The sequence below is a fragment of the Streptococcus parasanguinis genome (assembly GCF_901875555.1).
In the GTDB taxonomy this organism is placed as follows: Bacteria; Bacillota; Bacilli; order Lactobacillales; family Streptococcaceae; genus Streptococcus; species Streptococcus parasanguinis_H.
The window spans coordinates 290,578-310,378 of sequence record NZ_CABFMD010000011.1 but is presented as its reverse complement, the minus strand read 5'-3'; the positions used below and the strand labels follow the sequence as shown (position 1 = coordinate 310,378).

General features: G+C 39.4%; 22 protein-coding genes and 1 other annotated feature. Of the genes, 2 read left to right on the top strand and 20 right to left on the bottom strand.

Annotated elements, in window-relative coordinates:
• Positions 1–18 precede the first annotated feature (18 nt).
• Entirely contained in the window at positions 19–462 is a 444-nt protein-coding gene (locus JX304_RS04185; RefSeq protein WP_205011389.1) for a GtrA family protein, read from the top strand.
• Between the two features lie 25 nt (positions 463–487).
• On the opposite strand, the gene JX304_RS04180 is transcribed toward JX304_RS04185, so the two are convergent.
• From JX304_RS04180 to JX304_RS04105, 16 genes are all read right to left on the bottom strand, one after another.
• Entirely contained in the window at positions 488–1,195 is a 708-nt protein-coding gene (locus JX304_RS04180) for a B3/B4 domain-containing protein (protein ID WP_205011388.1), read from the bottom strand.
• Positions 1,192–1,656: a MarR family winged helix-turn-helix transcriptional regulator gene (locus JX304_RS04175; protein WP_205011387.1), complete on the bottom strand. Its 465-nt coding sequence runs from the start codon at positions 1,654–1,656 to the stop codon at positions 1,192–1,194. Before JX304_RS04175 ends, JX304_RS04180 begins: the two co-directional genes overlap by 4 nt.
• A 251-nt stretch (positions 1,657–1,907) precedes the next feature.
• A complete protein-coding gene (locus tag JX304_RS04170) occupies positions 1,908–2,879 on the bottom strand; it encodes a YihY/virulence factor BrkB family protein (RefSeq protein WP_205011386.1) in 972 nt (323 codons plus the stop codon).
• Positions 2,880–2,962: 83 nt separating this feature from the next.
• Complete coding sequence (locus tag JX304_RS04165) at positions 2,963–3,823, bottom strand: methionyl aminopeptidase (RefSeq protein WP_003015764.1); 861 nt, start codon at positions 3,821–3,823, stop codon at positions 2,963–2,965.
• 21 nt (positions 3,824–3,844) lie between these two features.
• Positions 3,845–5,122: a CBS-HotDog domain-containing transcription factor SpxR gene (gene spxR / locus JX304_RS04160; RefSeq protein ID WP_205011385.1), complete on the bottom strand. Its 1,278-nt coding sequence runs from the start codon at positions 5,120–5,122 to the stop codon at positions 3,845–3,847.
• Complete coding sequence (locus JX304_RS04155; RefSeq protein ID WP_205011384.1) at positions 5,115–5,666, bottom strand: GNAT family N-acetyltransferase; 552 nt, start codon at positions 5,664–5,666, stop codon at positions 5,115–5,117. The genes spxR and JX304_RS04155 overlap by 8 nt, the downstream gene beginning before the upstream one ends.
• 56 nt (positions 5,667–5,722) lie before the next feature.
• On the bottom strand, positions 5,723–6,982 hold the full coding sequence (locus JX304_RS04150; protein ID WP_205011435.1) for a UDP-N-acetylglucosamine 1-carboxyvinyltransferase: 1,260 nt from the start codon (positions 6,980–6,982) through the stop codon (positions 5,723–5,725).
• A gap of 191 nt (positions 6,983–7,173) precedes the next feature.
• Positions 7,174–8,364: a methionine adenosyltransferase gene (gene metK, locus JX304_RS04145; RefSeq protein WP_205011383.1), complete on the bottom strand. Its 1,191-nt coding sequence runs from the start codon at positions 8,362–8,364 to the stop codon at positions 7,174–7,176.
• Between the two features lie 397 nt (positions 8,365–8,761).
• The gene (locus JX304_RS10735; RefSeq protein ID WP_239649400.1) at positions 8,762–8,965 is read right to left on the bottom strand and encodes a hypothetical protein; all 204 of its coding nucleotides are present in this window, start codon (positions 8,963–8,965) and stop codon (positions 8,762–8,764) included.
• 365 nt (positions 8,966–9,330) lie between these two features.
• Positions 9,331–9,771 carry a hypothetical protein gene (locus tag JX304_RS04135; RefSeq protein ID WP_205011382.1) on the bottom strand — a complete coding sequence of 147 codons (441 nt, stop codon included), beginning with the start codon at positions 9,769–9,771 and terminating at the stop codon, positions 9,331–9,333.
• Between the two features lie 177 nt (positions 9,772–9,948).
• A complete protein-coding gene (locus JX304_RS04130) occupies positions 9,949–10,416 on the bottom strand; it encodes a deoxycytidylate deaminase (RefSeq protein ID WP_129824413.1) in 468 nt (155 codons plus the stop codon).
• Positions 10,417–10,520: 104 nt separating this feature from the next.
• Positions 10,521–10,880, bottom strand: a complete 360-nt coding sequence (gene rplT / locus JX304_RS04125; RefSeq protein ID WP_000124830.1) for a 50S ribosomal protein L20 — start codon at positions 10,878–10,880, stop codon at positions 10,521–10,523.
• A gap of 49 nt (positions 10,881–10,929) precedes the next feature.
• Positions 10,930–11,130 carry a 50S ribosomal protein L35 gene (rpmI, locus tag JX304_RS04120; RefSeq protein WP_003003453.1) on the bottom strand — a complete coding sequence of 67 codons (201 nt, stop codon included), beginning with the start codon at positions 11,128–11,130 and terminating at the stop codon, positions 10,930–10,932.
• 33 nt (positions 11,131–11,163) lie between these two features.
• Positions 11,164–11,694, bottom strand: coding sequence for a translation initiation factor IF-3 (infC, locus tag JX304_RS04115; RefSeq protein ID WP_003003721.1), 531 nt, complete (start codon positions 11,692–11,694; stop codon positions 11,164–11,166).
• 16 nt (positions 11,695–11,710) lie between these two features.
• Positions 11,711–11,839, bottom strand: a sequence feature (ribosomal protein L20 leader region).
• 23 nt (positions 11,840–11,862) lie between these two features.
• A complete protein-coding gene (cmk, locus tag JX304_RS04110; protein ID WP_205011381.1) occupies positions 11,863–12,543 on the bottom strand; it encodes a (d)CMP kinase in 681 nt (226 codons plus the stop codon).
• 14 nt (positions 12,544–12,557) lie between these two features.
• Positions 12,558–13,013 (bottom strand): SAG1386/EF1546 family surface-associated protein, encoded by a 456-nt coding sequence (locus JX304_RS04105; RefSeq protein WP_205011380.1) that lies wholly within the window; start codon positions 13,011–13,013, stop codon positions 12,558–12,560.
• 45 nt (positions 13,014–13,058) lie between these two features.
• Here JX304_RS04105 and JX304_RS04100 point away from each other — a divergent pair, with 45 nt between their 5' ends.
• Positions 13,059–13,259 carry a ferredoxin gene (locus JX304_RS04100; protein WP_155169015.1) on the top strand — a complete coding sequence of 67 codons (201 nt, stop codon included), beginning with the start codon at positions 13,059–13,061 and terminating at the stop codon, positions 13,257–13,259.
• Between the two features lie 9 nt (positions 13,260–13,268).
• Here JX304_RS04100 and JX304_RS04095 read toward each other — a convergent pair whose 3' ends face one another.
• The 4 genes from JX304_RS04095 to JX304_RS04080 form a co-directional block, all read right to left on the bottom strand.
• Positions 13,269–13,745, bottom strand: coding sequence for an EbsA family protein (locus tag JX304_RS04095; protein WP_156671638.1), 477 nt, complete (start codon positions 13,743–13,745; stop codon positions 13,269–13,271).
• 94 nt (positions 13,746–13,839) lie between these two features.
• On the bottom strand, positions 13,840–16,377 hold the full coding sequence (locus JX304_RS04090) for an LTA synthase family protein (protein ID WP_205011379.1): 2,538 nt from the start codon (positions 16,375–16,377) through the stop codon (positions 13,840–13,842).
• Positions 16,377–18,125 carry a rhamnan synthesis F family protein gene (locus tag JX304_RS04085; RefSeq protein ID WP_205011378.1) on the bottom strand — a complete coding sequence of 583 codons (1,749 nt, stop codon included), beginning with the start codon at positions 18,123–18,125 and terminating at the stop codon, positions 16,377–16,379. Before JX304_RS04085 ends, JX304_RS04090 begins: the two co-directional genes overlap by 1 nt.
• A gap of 1 nt (position 18,126) precedes the next feature.
• Positions 18,127–19,785, bottom strand: coding sequence for a glycosyltransferase family 4 protein (locus tag JX304_RS04080; protein ID WP_205011377.1), 1,659 nt, complete (start codon positions 19,783–19,785; stop codon positions 18,127–18,129).
• Positions 19,786–19,801 lie beyond the last annotated feature (16 nt).

Here is a 19,801-nt window from a genome sequence, read left to right as displayed (position 1 = left end):
TTATGGTAGACTGAATTTATGAAAACACTCATTAAAAAATTTTTTGATAATGAAATTTTATCCTATCTCTTCTTTGGTGTGGCAACGACTCTTGTTTCCGTCATCACGCGCCTTTTCGTCTACCAAATGACTAGCGATGAACGTTTAGCAACTGCGATAGGAAACATAGCTGGGATCCTCTTTGCCTTTGCGACCAACGATACCATTGTCTTTAAACAAGAAAGAAAGGGTTGGTTTCAGCGCTTGATCCGATTTGCAATTGCGCGCTCTGGGACCTTTATACTAGACATGGCCTTGACCGAGATCTTTGTCAAGCAATTCCCAGGAATTATCGGCCAATTTGTCCACAATAACAAGAGCCAGATCAATCTGATTGAAACCCTCTTTGCGCAAGTGGCTATTGTAGTCCTCAATTATGTCTTTAGTAAACTCTTTGTCTTTAAAAATAAAAACAAGGCTTGAAACGATTGTTTCAAGCCTTGTTAATTTAAACTTCTATACTTGCTTGTTCTGCACTTAATTGATAGATCGTTCCTTCAACCCCAAAATAATCCTTGGCTAGATCTTTCAATTCCTGCATGGCTGTTTGTGCTCGTTTGGCCTGCTCTTCATTGATAGCTTCAATCACCAAAATAGCGTCCTTGGTATCTTCTGTTAGCATGGTTCTTTGGGCCTCACGCCAATTCAAACAACGACAAACGGCACCTTCTTGGTCATAGTAAATGATCTCCCCTTCCAAAGCCGGAGCATCCTCTTCAGCCCCTAGTGGGAAGAACGGTTCGCCTCCTTTTGCTTGTCCCAGAGAGAGTCCTCCAACCAATTTGCTCATGTCTTCACCTCCACAAGGAAGGGCGTAAGCCATAGATACACTATTGTATAAATCGACTAAGGGATTAATCGGGTAGAATTCACGTCCTTGGTGTACTCTTTTTAAGAGGGCTTCGATCGAAGATCGCGCTCCTTTTTTTGTTTTAAACTTGCTAAAAGCCTGACGCCACTCTTGGACAAATTCACTCTGGGTATAGTTGTCTTCATCAATAAATTCCCAAGCGCGCTTAGCACCCTCATATAACAATTTTTTGAAATACGGATCCTTGGCTTCATCTACTGTATTATCAATGCCATACAAGGACATCACTTTAATTCTAGCTGTTGGGAACAAATACCAAAATGCTTGATCGACTGTTACTTTCATTGCTTTACCTCACTATAATTTCTTTTTTTACCTTTCTTAACCAGTTCCCAATCCAAGGTGATATTCTCACGAACTCGGATGAGATACTCTTCTAACTGTGCGACTTCTTTTTTGGAAAATCCTTTTAAAGCAGTTCTCTCAGAGTAAAGATGCTCCCCTAAAATAAAGGGGTAAATCTGCTTACCTTTTTCAGTTAACTCCCATTCCTTTGTTTTGAGATTTTCCCCTCTCGGACGTTGCTGAATCAAGCCACGCTCTTCTAGTTTTTTTACGGACCTTGCAACGGTGGATCGATCTACTTTCAAGACTTCAGAGAGTTCTTCCTGAATCATTCCAGGTTGCTCTGCAATTCGCACCAGGTAGAGATATTGACCACGTGCTAAATCTAAATCTCTAAATTCGATATTTGCAATAGAATCCAGAGCGCGCGCAATGATACCAATCTCACGCAAAATACTCATCCCACTCCTCCTTTCTTGTTAGAAATAGAGTAACATATTTTTGTTGCAAATGCAATAAAATAGATGACAAAAAAGAGGCTGGGACAAAAGTCCTAGCCTCTCAATTATTTTTGAATTGTCGAGCAAGACGCAGTGGTTGAGTGGGCTCTACTACGCTGATTTCATCAGCTTTTACAGCCCTACTCAACTGTGCGGAGGTGGGACGACGAAATCGAATTCTAACGAATTACCGATTTCTGTCCCACTCTCCCTTATTCCGTTTTATCTTTTTTTATCAAGCGTAAGCGACGCTTTAATTTTTGTGAAACTTTTTTATGCCGAAAGGCCACTTCTTCTGAGTTTAATTTGGAGACAATTTCTCCACTGCGTGTTTGGAATTTGGCTTCTCTGGCAAATTGGACACTGGCATTTAAAATACAACCAATAATCATGATTTTTGCCACCAAGATGAACCAGAACATGATAACCGCTAGGACGACCGAACCGAAGAAACGAGCATCTAAGAAATGACTCACATAGCGATCCACATATTTCCAAAAGATATTCAAGATTGCATACAGGACAACAACCACAAAAGTCGCCCCTGGCAATACATATCTAAATTTTGGGATTTTGACATTTGGAAGGGTGTAATAGAGCAAAACCAAGCTGACAAAGAGCAAGAGGTAGATGGTCGGCTCTGTCAATTTCAGTAAGCGCACATAGATCGTCCGATCAAATGAAAAGATCTGATAGAGATAGCGAACGATCATTTTTCCAAACATGGAAAGGATGAGCGAAAGTCCAAACAAGCCCTGCAAGGCAAAACTGATCAGAAAGCTAAAGAGTCGCCCCCATATAATACCACGCTCCTTTTCCACCCCATAACTCTTATTATAGGCTTTTTGAAGGTAGGCAATGCTCTGTGAGAAGATCCACAAGGCAGAAATAATCGAGAAACTCAGTAAGCCTGTCGAAGGCTTGGTCAACACACTCGAGATCATCTGCGCCACCGTCCGATACAAGGAAGCGGGCAGGACTTCTTCTAGACTCAAAAGAATCTGAGTGGGACGAATGTGAAAGTAAGGTAAAATATTGGCTGCAATCAGCATCAAAGGGAAAATAGAGATCAACAAATAATAGGCTACAGCAATGCTAGTGATATCAGACTCAGCACTCTGATAAAACCGCACGAAGCCCTTTATAAATGGTTGATCGAACACTTTTTGTAGGACCTTTTTCATTCGTCACCTCCCCATTTTACTAAAAAAGAGCAAAGAGCGAAACCAGACACGTGCCTTCAGCTCCATTCTTTCCTCTCTATCTTTTAGTAAGTTCCTTCTTCACCTTGACTAGTTAGGATCACTGGACCATCTTTTGTAATCACAAATTGATGCTCGTATTGACAAGAAAGGCCACCGTCGAGCGTCTTATGGGCCCAACCAGTTTCCATATCAGTATCAATCTCCCAAGTACCAGTATTGATCATTGGCTCAATCGTCAAGACCATGCCTTCACGTAAGCGAAGACCGCGTCCAGCACGACCATAATGTGGGACCATTGGCTCTTCATGCATGGTAGGCCCGACACCGTGGCCGACTAAGTCACGCACCACCCCATAGCCTTTGCTTTCTGCATACTCTTGAATCGCTGCGCCAATATCTCCCAAGCGATTGCCTACGACTGCTTTCTCAATTCCTTTATAGAGACATTCTTTAGTCACGTCCATCAAATCTTTGACTTCTTGAGAAACATTGCCGACCGCATAAGCCCAGCAAGAGTCCGCCAAGCCACCAGTATAAGACTCAGTGTATTTCTTGACTTGCGCAACATTATCAAAATCCAATTTTGAAACATCTAAAACAGACTTGTCGAGTGGTTCTGATAAGACCATGTCTACCTTGAGGAGATCACCATCTTTGAGAATGACGTGACGTGGAAAAGCATGGGCTACTTCGTCATTTAAGCCACAACAAGTCGCATAAGGATAGTCCATGAGACTACCTTCTACACCGATCTGAAGTGGCAAGACATTAGCTTCTTTACAGCGACGACGGACATATTCTTCTACTTCCCAAAGGTCAAGCCCTGGCTTGATCAAGTCACGTAATCCAATATGGATACTGGCAAGGAAATCTCCTGCACGATCCATTGCTTCAATTTCACGTTGTGATTTTAATGTAATCATTGTCTCCTCATTTCTTTTTGTTTAATTAATCTTAATCGTAATGGTTGCTTTCGCGACCAGCTGCAAATCTAAATACAAGCTAAAATCAACCAAGGCCGAACGTCTGGTTCGCCGAACCAGCTGTGGTTCAATGCGGATCCCATCATCCACCTGCACAGCCTGTAAAAAATTGATGATCAGCTGTTCTACGATCAGGCTACGCCCACTGTGTTGCATCATCTTGCGAACAACCTTCATCAGCACTTCGATCATGACTCCATTGGCCAAAACACCACTTTTCTCCAGCATACTTGGTTCTACCGTGAATTGGTAATGGTCGTTCTCTGTTTGAATCTTTTGACCAATTTGGTCACTAAAGGTTGGCAAGCTTGAAAATTGCACCTTGCTAATTCGATCCATGACATCCCGCCGCGTAATAACCCCCAGCAAGGTCTGGTTAGTGCGAACAACAGGAATCATCTCATAATCTTCAGCAATCATCCGTTGGCTAATGGTCGCAATGCTGGTGGATAGATTGGTGGTAAAAATGGTCCGTGACATCACCTTATCAAGGGTCGTCTGAGGCGCCTTATCTCCAGCATCTCTCATGGTCACGACGCCCACCACCATCTGGTGCTGATTGACAACCGGAAAACGACTAAAACGATTTTTTCGAACCAAATCTAAATAATCCCTTACCGTATCCGTTTCAGAAAGATAGCCGTATTCATGGAAGGGACGATAGACCTGCTCGACTGTCAAGATATCTGTCTTGATCTGCATGTTAGACAAAGCCTTATTGATCATGGTCGCAACGGTATAGGTATCGTGTGAAGTTCGGATGACCGGGATTTGCACCTGATTGGCCAGATCAATCACATCTTCACTCACCTCAAAGCCACCTGTCACCAAGACTGCATTGTCATGCTTAAGAGCCAATCGTTGGATGCTAGTGCGGTCACCCACGATCAAAAGCCCACCTTCAGACACATAGTCTAGGACGTGCTTCTCCGTCATGGCACCGATGTAAAATTTATTAAATTCTTTTTCGAGTCCCTCTTTACCAGCTAAAATTTCCGAACCGGTAATTTCCTGGATTTCCCGATACGTCAAATGCTCTAGTACAGCCTTTTGCGATTTCACACGGATGGTCCCACTTCTAGGACGCGTTTCGACAATTCCTTGATTTTCAGCTTCTTTAATGGCACGATAGGCTGTCCCATCACTGACATTCAAAAAGTTGGAAATACTCCGAACACTGACCCGTTTTCCAATCGGTAATTTTTCGAGATAGTCTAAAATCTCTTGGTGTTTACTCATAGAAGTCCCCTCTACCTAGGCGGAAATCATAATAATCGCGCATTTTACGCGTATAACGGTCACTCCCTTTAAATTGACGAAAGAGACGAAAGCCAGCCTTTAAAGCGACCTTTTGACTCCCTGCATTTTCAACATGGGTGACAATCTTAAGCTCCTTCAGTTGAAATTTCTCAAATGAGAGATAAACCAACTCTTTGACCGCTTCAGTCATCAGGCCCTTTCCCCAAAAATCTTTGCGCAAAAAGTATCCTAACTCAGCCTCACCTTTGATTTCATCCAACTTTTCAAACTTGATGGAGCCGATCATCTGCTTGGTTTCCTTATCACAGATGGCCCAAACCCCCAAAGGATTTTTCATGAAATAGTTGGCTAGTACATATTGAGTTTCAGCAAGATCAGCTTGTGCAGGAAAGATAAATTGTAGATTATCAGGATTCGAAGCAATCTTATAAAAATCTTCCGCATCCTCAAAGAGAAAAGGTCGTAAATACAACCTTTGTGTTTCAATTAGTGAATAGGCAGCTAAGTGCGTCCAAATATTCATCTCAAACTCCATTGTTCGTGTAACTAGCCACCACTATCAGATCCCTAGTTCTGTCACTATTCCTCTACCAACTGGATATCTGCTCCAAGTTGGGTCAATTTTTGAATAATATCTGAATACCCGCGAAGGATGTATTCCACATTTGTAATTTCTGTTGTTCCAGAGGCCATTAGCCCAGCAATCACCAAGGCAGCCCCTGCACGAAGATCTGTTGCTTTTACACTTGATCCTGTTAGTTGATTCGGACCCTCATAGATAATATGGTTGTTCAATGTCGAAATTGTAGCCCCCATCTTGGCTAATTCCGGAACATGATTTACCCGTTTTTCATAAATCGTGTCCACAATTCGCCCACGACCTGCAGCCGTTAAGAGCAAAGGTGTGATCGGTTGTTGCAAATCCGTCGCAAAACCAGGATAAGGGGACGTTTTGATCTGGATCGCCTTCAAGCCTGTTTGCTTTTCTACAAAGATGCTATCTTCAGAAATGGTCATACGCACTCCCATTTCTTCTAACTTGGCAATGTAACTTTCCAAATGCTCATACAAGACATTGTTAATCTGAATTCCTTCACCGATAGCCGCAGCTAAAGCAATATAGGTTCCTGCTTCAATGCGGTCAGGAATCACCTGGTGTCTCGTCCCATGCAGATGAGCAACGCCATCAATGGTTATGATATCTGTCCCTGCACCACGAATGTGGGCTCCCATATTGTTCAGTAAGGTGACCACATCGATAATTTCAGGCTCTCGCGCCGCATTTTCAATGACGGTACGTCCTTCAGCCTTTACAGCTGCCAAAATCGTATTGATCGTTGCACCAACGCTTACGGTATCCATAAAGATATTGGCACCCTTTAGTGGCTTACCATCGGTCGCAAGTTTCATACTGGAGCCATCCTGCGTCATGGCAGCCCCCATGGCTTCAAAAGCTTTCAAATGCAAATCGATCGGACGTGGGCCAAGGTCACACCCGCCAGGAAGCCCAACCGTTGCTTGACCGTAGCGCCCTAATAAACTGCCATAGAAATAATAGGAAGCCCGCAGACTATTGATTTTTCCGAATGGCATGGGCATATTCTTCACCCCACGTGGATCAATGATCAAACTGTCTTCTTTGCGCTCGATCTTGGCCCCCATGATGGTCATGATGTCAATCAAACTTGCAACATCTGAGATATCCGGTACCCCATCAAGGGTCACGATATCGTCCGCCAGAATGGTCGCCGGAATCAGGGCTACTACGCTGTTTTTTGCACCACTAATGGTCACCTCTCCTTTTAGAGGGCGACCACCATTTATTACAATTTTTTTCATCTCAATCATTCATTAGCTCTTTCAAGTCTTTTTCCTTTTACTATCGTTTTTTCAACGGAAATAAAAGGGACAATGTATTCAAAATACTGCATCTATTATACCACAGATCGCCCTATTTTTCCATCTGTAGGAATTTTCAATACGAAAAAAAGCTAGGATCATCTTGACCCTAACTTTTCCATTTTAACTAACTATTTTACAGCTTCTTTCAAGGCTTCTACCTTGTCCAAATGTTCCCATGGAAGATCGATATCTGTCCGTCCCATATGGCCATAAGCTGCTGTTTGACGGTAAATCGGACGTTTGAGGTCCAACATTTGGATGATTCCTGCAGGACGAAGGTCAAAAATTTGACGTGTTGCTGCTTCTAATTTGCTCTCAGCGACTGTTCCAGTACCAAAGGTATCAATACGAACAGATACAGGTTGTGCAACACCGATGGCATAGGCAAGCTGCACTTCTGCTTTCTTAGCAAGACCAGCTGCAACGATGTTTTTGGCAATGTAGCGAGCTGCATAAGAAGCTGAACGGTCAACCTTAGTCGCATCTTTACCAGAGAAGGCGCCTCCACCGTGACGTGAGTAACCACCATAGGTATCCACGATGATCTTACGACCCGTCAAACCTGAGTCCCCTTGAGGTCCACCGATAACAAAGCGTCCTGTTGGGTTGATGAAGAATTTAGTCTCATCATCTAGGTAAGAAGCTGGAATCACTTCTTTGATGACCTTGTTAATCACATCTTCGTGGATTTGTTCGTTGCTGACATCTGGATCGTGTTGGGTTGAAATAACAACCGTATCCACGCGCACTGGGCGGTCGTTTTCATCGTACTCAACAGTGACCTGCGATTTCGCATCTGGACGAAGGTAGCTGATTTCACCTGACTTACGCAATTCTGCCAAGCGACGAACCAACTTGTGGCTCAATGAAATTGGCAATGGCATGAGTTCTTCTGTTTCATCCACCGCAAAACCAAACATGAGACCTTGGTCTCCTGCACCGATCAAATCGAGTGGATCTTGATCCGCATTTCCACGAACTTCTAGGGCTTCGTTTACCCCTTGAGCGATATCAGGAGATTGTTCCACCAATGATGGGTGTACTCCAACAGTTTCAGCAGAGAAACCATATTCTGTATTGGTATAGCCAATTTCTGCAATGGTATCGCGAACAACACGGTTAATATCGACATAGGCATTTGTTGAAATTTCACCAAAAACATGGACTGAACCTGTATAAACAGCTGTTTCAGCAGCCACGTGTGCTTCTGGATCTTGCTCTAAAATAGCATCTAAAATAGCATCTGAAATTTGGTCTGCAATCTTATCTGGATGCCCCTCAGATACTGATTCAGACGTGAAAAGTTTACGTTCTGACATAAAAATGTCCCCCCTTAAAAAAATATTGTTATAGAGTTACAAAGTACTGATAGACAGTCTATCATCTTATCGGGACCATATAACACTTCATTATAACACAATACCAATGATATGAAAAATTATTTTTCAAGTAACCCATTAGATCAGTTTTTTGGGCTATGCACTACCCAATTAAACAAACTTAAACAGTCCTCAAAGTTCCTAAAAAGTTCACAAAAAAATACCCCGTGGGGTATCTATCAATTTACGAGTTCAGCAGGTAAGATCTAGCACCCTCACACGATGCTTTTTTATCTTCACAAATGGTAGGTAACCGCGCACCTATGGGTGCACGATGACCTACCATCTACTTAAATGATAATATATCTTTAAAAATTTTCAACCCTATCTACTTTGATCAGTCTCCATTTTTAAATAATATAGTTCCAATAAATACTAAAACTCCCAGAATAAAGGATAAACTATTTGGACCTATCCAATAAGTATCTGGCGTACCTATAATGGAAATAATAAATAAGATAGCTGCCGCATTTAGGAGTCCTTTACTTCCTTTTCTCATACCTATGAAGAGTAATATAGTTGCAATCATAAAGCTAATCATATGGATTCCCAAAAGGTACAAAAAACCACCAACCCATGATCCTAGTGAAAAGAGACCTAATAAAAGCAAAACGATATAAGCAATGGCTAGGACCGAGGCAAAAGCAAGGATTCCAGATTTCCAAATTCTCTTTTCTGAATCAAATTCACCAACAGGTGAACGAACTTCATCTGTAATCCTTTCCTCTTTTTCTTTTTTTACTTCAGAATGTTTTGGTTGATCTAATATTTCATTTCCTCCTAAAGTTCTTAGTTATCCTTTAAAATAATAGTACTCAAAAATCGACAAAAAGAATTGATTTAACTATCGCTTTGATCGACGCGAATACTTTTTATTAAGTAAAGTGGCCCATACCTATCTTTTAATTAAAAGCTTTTCTCTTCTTTAACAAGGAGTGTTCCAATTAAATCCAAAACACCTAAACATAAGGGAGCAATTCGAAATATTTCCCAGTCTGGATCAAAAGCCAAGATGATAGACAGCAGATAGAGTCCAATACTCGCATAAAGAAGGCTTTTATTCCCCTTCTTCATCCCTAGTCGAATTAGAAAGGCCCCAATCGCAAGACTTAATAAGTTTGGACCAAGGAAAATCAAAACGACAAATCCCCATCCATAACCCGAAAGTGCAAAGAGAGAGACAAACAATACAAGATAGATAATGGATAAGTAAAAGGTCACTGAAAGAAGAATAGAATGTAAGCTATTTTCTTTTGGAGGATTCTGAACAAATACAGAATTGGGATGATCTTCACTGATCTTACTAGGTTCCTTATTTTCTTCAAAATGTTTCTCTTGGTCTGTCATCACGGTTTCCTACCTTTCATATAACAACAAGCCCAGGTCTCTGAGCGAATAAGAAAATTAGATAACAAATTTTACGTATCATCACACTCTCCTTCCTCTACACGAATCAGCCAAGCGTGATTTCAAAAACAAGCTTGCTATTAGTTCTATATCAAGTTGTTGGTCAGGATTTCTTTTTTAAATGAAGTCTGCCTCTGCAATAGCCTTTTTGACTTCTTCAATCGGCAGATGAACCAGTTCTACCTCTTTTTCACGGTAGAGGTATTCTGCATATTCATCGATGCGGTATTGATGGATGTATACCACCCGCTTACAGCCGACTTGAAGCAATTGCTTGGTGCAATTGAGACAAGGAAAATGCGTGACATAAGCTGTGAAACCTTTGGGAATTCCTCTTTCAGCTCCCTGCAAGATCGCATTAACTTCTGCATGAATGGTCCGGACACAGTGTCCCTCGACCATCAAACAACCATCCTCTAAACAATGATCTGTTCCAGAAACAGATCCATTATAGCCGGTTGCAATGACCTTATTATCCTTAACCAGAACAGCCCCTACTTTCGCCCGATTACAGGTCGCCCGATTCGAAATCAGTAAGGCCTGAGCTGCAAAATACTCATCCCATGCTAGTCGATTGTGTGTCACCTTTCGGTCCTCCATCTAATATAATTACTCCTATAATTGATTTCATTATAGCATGAAATCAGCAAGAAAAAAAGACTGAGAAAATCTTCCCAGTCTTATAAACATTATTTACCAAGTTTTGCTTTCGCTGCATCTGCAAGAGCTGTGAAAGCTGCTGCATCGTTAACAGCCAAGTCAGCAAGCATTTTACGGTTCACTTCGATTTCAGCCAATTTCAAACCATGCATCAATTGTGAGTATGAAAGTCCGTTCAAACGAGCTGCCGCATTGATACGTGTGATCCACAATTTACGGAAGTCACGTTTCTTTTGACGACGGTCACGGTATGCATAGTAGTAAGAGTTCATTACTTGTTCTTTTGCAGTACGGAACAAGATATGTTTAGCTCCATAGTAACCTTTAGCTAATTTAAGAATACGTTTACGACGTTTGCGTGATACAACGCCACCTTTAACACGTGCCATTTATATTTCCTCCAATATTTCCTAGAATTCTTTACTTACAAATACGCGATTATTTCAAGCGAGTAAGCATTGCTTTGATACGTTTGAAATCTCCTGCATGCACCATAGATGCTTTACGAAGATGACGACGTTGTTTCTTAGTTTTTCCGTGGAAACGGTGAGAAGTGTAAGCACGGAAACGTTTAAGTCCACCAGAACCTGTACGTTTGAAACGTTTAGCTGATGCGCGGTGTGTTTTTTGTTTTGGCATGATATTTTCTCCTTTTTTTAACTTTCTGACAGATTATTTCTTGTCAGTTGCTGGCGCCAATTGCATGAACATTTGACGTCCATCCATCTTAGCACGTTGTTCGATGATCGCCACATCTTGTGTCGCTTCAGCGAAGTCGGCTAAAACTTTAGCACCAATCTCTTTGTGGGTAATCATACGACCCTTAAAGCGAATGGATACCTTCACTTTATTTCCTTTTTCAAGGAATTTGCGAGCATTGCGAAGTTTTGTATCGAAATCACCCTTGTCAATCACTGGGCTCAAACGAACTTCTTTCACGGTCACAACGCTTTGTTTTTTGCGTTGTTCTTTTTGCTTCTTCTGGTACTCAAATTTGAACTTACCGTAGTCCATAATTTTCGCAACAGGAGGTTTAGCTTGAGGTTGAATGAGAACCAAGTCAACATTAGCGTCGTCCGCAAGTGCTTGCGCTTCGCTAAGTGGTTTGATACCCAATTGCTCACCTTCAAGACCGATTAAGCGAACTTCACGTACACGAATTTCATCATTGATGAATAAGTCTTGCTTTGCTATGGTTTTCACCTCTTTTTTATTATTCGAGAAAAACAAAGAACGGACCTGCAATACAGGCCCGAACTACATGATGTATTTCATTACTGAAACTTGATCCGTAGGGGCCAGGCAACTTGCGTCACAAGGCGAGAAGTTCTCACTTCTGCTTTTCTCAACTTTTATATGATATCAAGTTTTTTATTCTTTGTCAAGAAGTTTTTTCGCTTTTTCTTCAATAAAGGCCACAACGTCTGCAATTCCAACACCCGTTGTGTCAAAATGAATGGCATCTGCTGCAGGTTTCAAAGGAGACACAGCACGGTGGCTGTCCTTATAGTCACGTTCAGCGATTTCTTTTTTTAACAATTCAAGATCCGCTGTGATGCCCTTTTCAACATTTTCCTTGTAGCGACGTTCTGCACGTTCTTCCACGGATGCCACTAAGAAGATCTTCAACTCTGCATTTGGCAAGACAACTGTCCCAATATCGCGACCGTCCATGACGATTCCACCCTTCTCTGCAATCACTTGCTGAAGAGCCACTAACTTTTCACGGACAGGCGCAAGCGCCGCAACCCATGAAACATTGTTGGTCACTTGGTTATCACGAATTGGATGGGTAATATCCACGTCTGCTACAAAAACAAGCTGCTCTCCTTCTTCCGAACGACCAAAGCTGATCGGATACTGATCCAACAGAGCCAACAAGTCCTCCACTTGCTCCGCAGAAAAGTTGTTTTGCAACGCTAAATAGGTCGCTGCTCGATACATAGCCCCCGTATCTAGATACGTATAGCCTAGATCCTTGGCAATGATCTTTGCAACCGTGGACTTTCCACTAGAAGCCGGTCCATCAATGGCAATTTGAATTTGTTTCATGCTAACCTCAACTCCTACTGAATCTTAACGACATCTCCAGGATTCGCATACCATGATCCTGTAGACATATGAGAAGGATTTAACTGTTCCAATTGGGCAATGGAAATACCAGCACGCGCAGCGATCGCTGCTTCCCCTTCACCTGCTTGAACAGTGATCGTACCTTCTTCAGATTTCTCATCTTTTGAACTATCTTCAGTAGCTGCTTGGTCAGTTTGTGCTGCAGGAGCCGATGATTTCTGTTCAACCTTGGTCTCACCATTGTAGAAACCAGACATTTGTTTGGATTTATTGCTGCCACCTGTTGAAAGGAAAATCAACAAACAAACCATCGCCACTACTATTACAAAGAAAATAATGGCTAAAATCGTCAATAGACGATCTGCCTTGATTCCGTTTAACTTACTCGTTCTTTTCAATGTTTCTTCTCCATCATCGTAAATATCTTCTTCCCATGGTTCTTTTGCCATGACTTCCTCCTTGTTTTTTCTCGTAAAAATCATTACAATAGAAGTATGAAAGTTACGTTAATACCAGATCGTTGCATCGCTTGTGGTCTCTGTCAGACCTATTCTGAATTATTTGATTACCATGACAATGGCATCGTTAAATTTGCTACTGAAGACGACGACCTCCTTGAAAAGGAAGTCCCTGTCACAAACGATGTTCTCGAGGCTATTAAAGAATGCCCCACTCATGCTCTCTTAAAAGATTAAGAGGGCTTTTTATTTGTCTGCATAATACATCTCATAGTAATCCACATGGATGAAATTATCCGTCAAGATTACTTCTCCCTTAAAATAGGGATTTAAGGCAAGTGCATTGATAAAGTATTTTTTCGGCCATTTGCGCATACAGAATGTCCGACTGCGCGAACCATCATTAAAAATGAGCTTGATCGACTTCTTATTTACTTCGACCTTTTCGATCGAGTCAATCTTCACCTTGATTGGAGTAAAAGGATTGGCAGTAATAATCCGCAAGATCCCATCCTCATAAATCGTGAAGTAACGATGGACCCCAATCGCGAGCAAGGCCATAAATAAAAAGAAAGAAAACAAAACTAGCGTTGGCACACTAGAGCTCTCATACATCAAGGCCAGTCCAATAAAGACCGGAATCACTGCAATGGACCAATAAGTCACAAGAACAGATAAGTCCGGTTGCCAATGATAATGGACCTTTCCAAATATCTTAATCATGAGCGTACCCCCATCTAATAGTTTAGCATAAAAAACAAAAAAAAGGGAGCCAGACAGCCAAAATCACAAAGATTTTTAACTGCTAGCTCTCCTTTTAATTGGATTTGTTGGTTGGGACTTTAAAGAAGTCTTTAGAAAGGTAACCTTTCCCACTAATCAGGTCGTATTCAACCATTTTCAAATCCTCTGCAATCTCTTGTGCTTCCCCTTCTAAGGCCTTTTTATCGACACTTGCTTTTTTCAATACTTCCGTCAACAAAGCATAGTAAGGTGAAACTTTTGAATTGGTCTGTTCAAAGACCATAGCAGAGAAATCACTTGAATTGACCAAAGGATAATTCAATTTCGGTGCATCAAAATTACTCCAAATGAAATAATCTGTCTGGTACTGACCTTCTGGGTTGTTCTTAAAGGCCGACTCCGGATAGAGACCAGGCAAGTGATCTCCATAGAAGACCACTGTAATCTTCTTATCTATTTTAGAAAGACTTTCCAGGAAGGATTGGGTATCACTATCAGTATGTGTTAACAATCTAGAATAATTTAATAATTTTGCATTCTCTTCATCTGAAAATTTTTCTCCAATAGCAGTTAAATCCTCTGGAGTAGACTCAGACCAAGGAGCGTGGTTCTGCATTGTAATAATTGAAAAAAATTGATTTTCATTTTTATTAGCTGAGATATTTCGTAGAATCGTATTATAAAGAGTCCTATCACTTAAATACGCACCTTGTTTTTCATGTTCTACCCCTTTTGCAGGAGAAGTAATAAATTTATTAAATTTTAAATCTTTATATACAACATTTCTAGAGTAATTTCTAGGATCATTAAAATGAATAGCAATTCTATCTTTCTCATTAAAACTGTTGCTTATCGATGGTTTTTCTATTAACTTAGGAAATACCTCTGTATGTAATACAGCAACACTTTGAGACATATTGTAATATGGAAGTCCAAACAAAGTCTGAAACTCCATATTTGCAGTTCCACCCCCGTAACCATCTGATTGCATTAAACCACTTGTTGTATTATTCTTTATGGATCTTATATTCGGAATAACATCTTTATTTAACTTAACAGTATCAATTCGTGACGGATCTGAAAAGCTCTCACTCAAAATATAAATAATTGTATTATCTTGTATATTTGAATTTCTTGTCTTATTCAATTCCGAAGCTATTGATGCATACTTTTCTTTTATTTTATTTATCCGTGCTTTAGAGTATCCCTCGGGGATAGGAACCACTTCCGTCGCCATTTGATTAAACCAAACATATGAAATTGATTTATATCTAGCATTAACAGTATTTCCCATCCAAACAATATTTTGAAAGTTATTTAATTGTGAAACAATCGGAACACCATCTCTAACTTGACCATTTTGTTCTTTATTACTCAATATATCAAAAACATTAACATAAACTATTATAATGGTTAATAATAGCAGAATTCTAAAAAGGAAACTTCTCAAGATTCGACCTTGAAAGAAAAGTTTTCTTAAAATAATATATAGCAATGGTAATAATACCAAACATAAAATGCTGTAAAATACAATAGACGGATCTACAAAACCAAATAATTGATCAACAGATGACAACCAAGATAAATCACTTGGCAAAACTGGTTCATTCCTCATTGAAAATTTAATTGCATTAGCAATAGAAAAGACTGTACCAAAGGAAAGAATGATTAAAGTACTTAAAACAACCTTATTAGTTACCAAAAAAACTGAAATAAATAAAAGAAATAGTGTTATAAATTGAAATAACAAAGCTCCTGGTAGAAATGAATAACCTAAAAATTTTTCACTATTTCCCATCCCAATTTGCAAAGTAAAATTGAATACTATAGCAAATACAGCACTAAAGAATACAGATAAAGAGAAGGATGGTTTGTTTTTTATAAAATCACTTTGACCTTTCATAAACAAAAACGTGACAAAACTTAATAAAATAAACAAACCAAAAGTAGTTGGAAAGAGAGACCAAAATTGAGCTTCTGAATACTTTCCTAAATTATATTTATCCCCAATCTTTATAAAAGTAGTTGTTTTTGAAATAAATGATGGAATTTTACTATCCAAAAATATTAATAAAGTCAAAAATTGTCCTAATAGTAAATATTCAAACTCTTTATTAATTGCAACAGTAACTCTTCCACGATGAGTTTTATTTTCATAATATTTTCTAAAAAAGAAACAAAGACTAGAAATTAAAATAATTGAAAACAAAGTCCATAATCCATTTGTTTGAAGAAACGGATTATTTTTAAAATTCCATAATTTAAATTTAGGGTTATTAATGTTAGTAGTAACATCTACTAAATACGATAAACTTGTATATATAAAATACCCTACAATACATTTCAACAGAAAGAACCACTTAAAATCAAATTTTGAACTCAAATAAGCAATAAATAAAATTGCTATTCCAAAAATTATTCCAAAATTATTATTCAATTCCCTAACAGAAGTTGTGGATCCTAAGGTATCAATTAGTCGACAATTTAAAAGAAAAACATTAATGAAATAGAATAAAAATAAAGTTGCAATGTAATACCACTGAGTTCTTGAAAGTTTCGATAAAGCTGAGAGGATAAATTCTTTAATATTAAACTCTTTTTTCCGTTTCATTATTTCACTTTCTTTATCATTCTTTTTAGTATATATTTCACAGCTCTTGCTGGACCGATCACGATATACTTCAAGGCTCCTTTAATCCCACCGATTTGATTAAAGTCCACGAAGGTATGTGGTTGGAGATCCTCACGATTGTTCAACTGCTTATTATCGATAAATGGTGTGAGAACGTGTGGATTTTGGGAGATCCTAAAGTCATATTTTTGATCCCAGGCAATGTAGACTAATAAGCGTTCAATCGCATGCAGGATCGAATTTTGAGGAAGAGGTTCAGCCGGGACATCTGCTGCTGTCAAATTCAACTCAAAGAGTGGTTTCAAAGCATCATATTTAAACCAAACAAAGGTTCCATAACTCATGACAAAGGTATTGAGATTCTTGAAATCAATCGACTTGGTCGCTCCCATCCGTTCCCATAGCTTGTTCATCTCTGGTGAAATGAGGGCTTCATTCCAGGCAACCACTATTCGATTGTATCGGAAGAAGGTTGGAATATCTGCGATGGCGATTCCAACTTTTGGATTGGCCTCCATGTTGGCAAGGATTTGATCCGCTGGCTTGATCAGCATCTCAATCAATTCATTCCGCCAAGATTCACCTGCCCAGAAATCTGCTTCTTTGGATTTCTTGGTATGAAAATGGCCGACATAATCATAGTGAGAGAGTTGCTCTTTTAAGAGTAACATTGGTAACACATCTCGTCCAATGTTTCCAGTCACCACAACTGTCGCAACTTGGGCCCGATTAGAAAGAATCTCCTCAATAGCCTGCTTCTTCTCTTCTACATCTGTCGTAATCCATAAGTCATAGGTGAAATGAAAAGCTTGGAAAGCATCTAGAAATTCTTCCAAGAGGTCCACATAAAAGACATGGAGATGAACCGCAATTTTTTTATCAAATGTATCTCCTAAGTCTTGATCCTTCAAATACTTACGGGATAAGAGATAAGGATAGTCCGGACGGTCAATCATAGACATGTGGTTAAGAATCAAATCCAATGGATAGTCCGATACACGCTCCAATTCATCAAAAATATAAGGCATGATTCCTTCATTGTTTGCAATGGTTTTAACTTTGATGAAAGGAACCTTATGTTTGAGAATCGCTGTAGGATTGTAATAAGAAAAGTCTGGATAGAGCATCCCAGTTGTATCTTCATGGATGGTATTAAAGACAGTTTTATAGCGAAAACCAGCATCCAAAAAATTCGTTGTGACCCTAGTCTCGTAGTTATCAATTACATCTTGGACATTAGTAAAGTCTTGAACGCCCTGCCAAAACTCATGAAAGGCGCTCGATGTCAGCACCTGTTTTTTAAAGCTAAGATAATAACTTTGAATATGCTCGTTAAAATCCTTGTCTTTCCGGTAATTGGTCATTCCCCAGAAATCTACTTCAGGGTCATTTTCAAACTGCTGATAAATGGGTTCTAAATCCCAAAGAGGTCCAAAGCAGGTATCATTCATAAGGGTAACAGAATCAAAGTGAGCCAGTTGATCAAAGCCGACTGTCTTCATTCCATCCCGCCAAGCAGCGAAGTCAAAGCCACTATTTTGGCGTTCAAGAATATCATCCACCAACTGTTGGGAAGACAAATGATCCTTCACATCTTCTGGTAGTTGACTATTAGAGATAAAGACCACCCGTGAATACAAGGGACGAATTTTTTCTAATTGATAGAGTACATGTCCACTGATAAAGTTAAATTTATTGAAGTGAACGTACAAAAGTAAACGTTGCATATTATTTCCTTATTCTTAAGAATTTCAAGATCTTTGTTGGAATCGTCCAACGGCGAGAATGGATGACGGAATTGTATTCATGAGATAATTTTTTATGTTTCTCATGTAAGTTGAATAGGTGCCTGCTAAATTCTTCGTCACTTTCTTTTTCATAGGAGAATTGAAATTGATTACCTGAACTATTCGAAAGATCAAAAAGAATATGTGGATGGGTATTAAAGAAAACCAAAACATCTTCGAAATCAATTCCATTTGAAGTTACAAGAGGAATTTCTCTCTGATCCTCCAATGCTATCAATGACAATTTTTTATAGGAGCTAGGAAATTCTGAAAGTAATATTTTTAGACTTTTTTCATTTTCAAGCTGAAAGATAATGGTGCCCTTATTTTCCATTCTCTCTTTTGTTATTTCATGGTAGGCTGAATGGAGCCCATCATTAGAAGCTGAAATTACCACTTGAGATTTACCAATCACTTCGATATCACGATTCTTGAATTTCATCCCCAAAAATCGAGCATACTTAGAGGATAGCTTTTGGTTCACAATTGGTGTTTCTACTTCAATGTTATCTTTAAAAACGGCATAGATCGTCTTTAGATTATATTTTTTTCGAGCAAGTTCTTGATCCAGTAATTGTTTTTCTTTATAGCTATCAAAATTCTCAATCACTGTAGCCATTTGTTGACTTAGCAAATCTCTATCCCCTAGTGAATATAAATTCCCAGATTCTAAAAATTTACTCGAAGATAAATGACCTAAATTATCGGAAATGATTGCGGGAACACCATTTAGGACTGATTCCACAAATACCAAAGAAAATGTTTCTAATGTAGCAGGCAAAACGAGGATATCTTTGTCTGTCACCAAGGACCATGGATCCGAGTGAAACCCAACAAACGTCACACGATCTAGATGATGCGTTTGAATATAGTCATCCATCAACCTTTTGTACTGTTCATCCCATCCTCCGATAAAGACCAGTTCAATATCTTTCCGATCTAATTGATGATAAGCTGCGAGCAATTCAAGCTGATTTTTCCGTTCATTAATCCCACCAATGGATACAAAACGAGAAATAGTAGAATTCTTGAGCGGACGCTCTTGAACTTCTGTATAAGGAATAAACGGAATCAATTTATCAGTCGTAAAATAATTCGTAAGAGTGTGGTACAATTCCCCTTCGACTACAAAAATTTTATCAGACAGATCATCAATTAAGGGAATTAACTCTTTATAATAGCCAAACTCGCCAAAAGGAAATTCATGAATAATATAAAAATGTCTCACCTTTTCACATGCAGCAGCTATTGCTCCCTGAAACACATTTACTGTATTCGAAATAACCAGTTCAATCTGTTCATTCTGAATGATTTCTCTTACTTCATCAATATTCTTTTGTTGAGAAGCTTGGATTTCTAAATCCGAAATATCCAGCGTTTTAGACTCAGGCCACCACCACTGATTGGTTTTTAACTGAAATAGTTTAATTCCAGTTGCATCCATATGACGGAGATAGTCTTTATCGATGTGTGGAGTATTATCCGGGATCACATTATATACTTCGTGACCTTCTTGAACTAACAACTTCATTAGGTTCACAATCGATACTTCCGCTCCACTAAACATGGCTCCAACAGGAGATACAAATAAAATTTTCATAGCCTACACCAAAGAA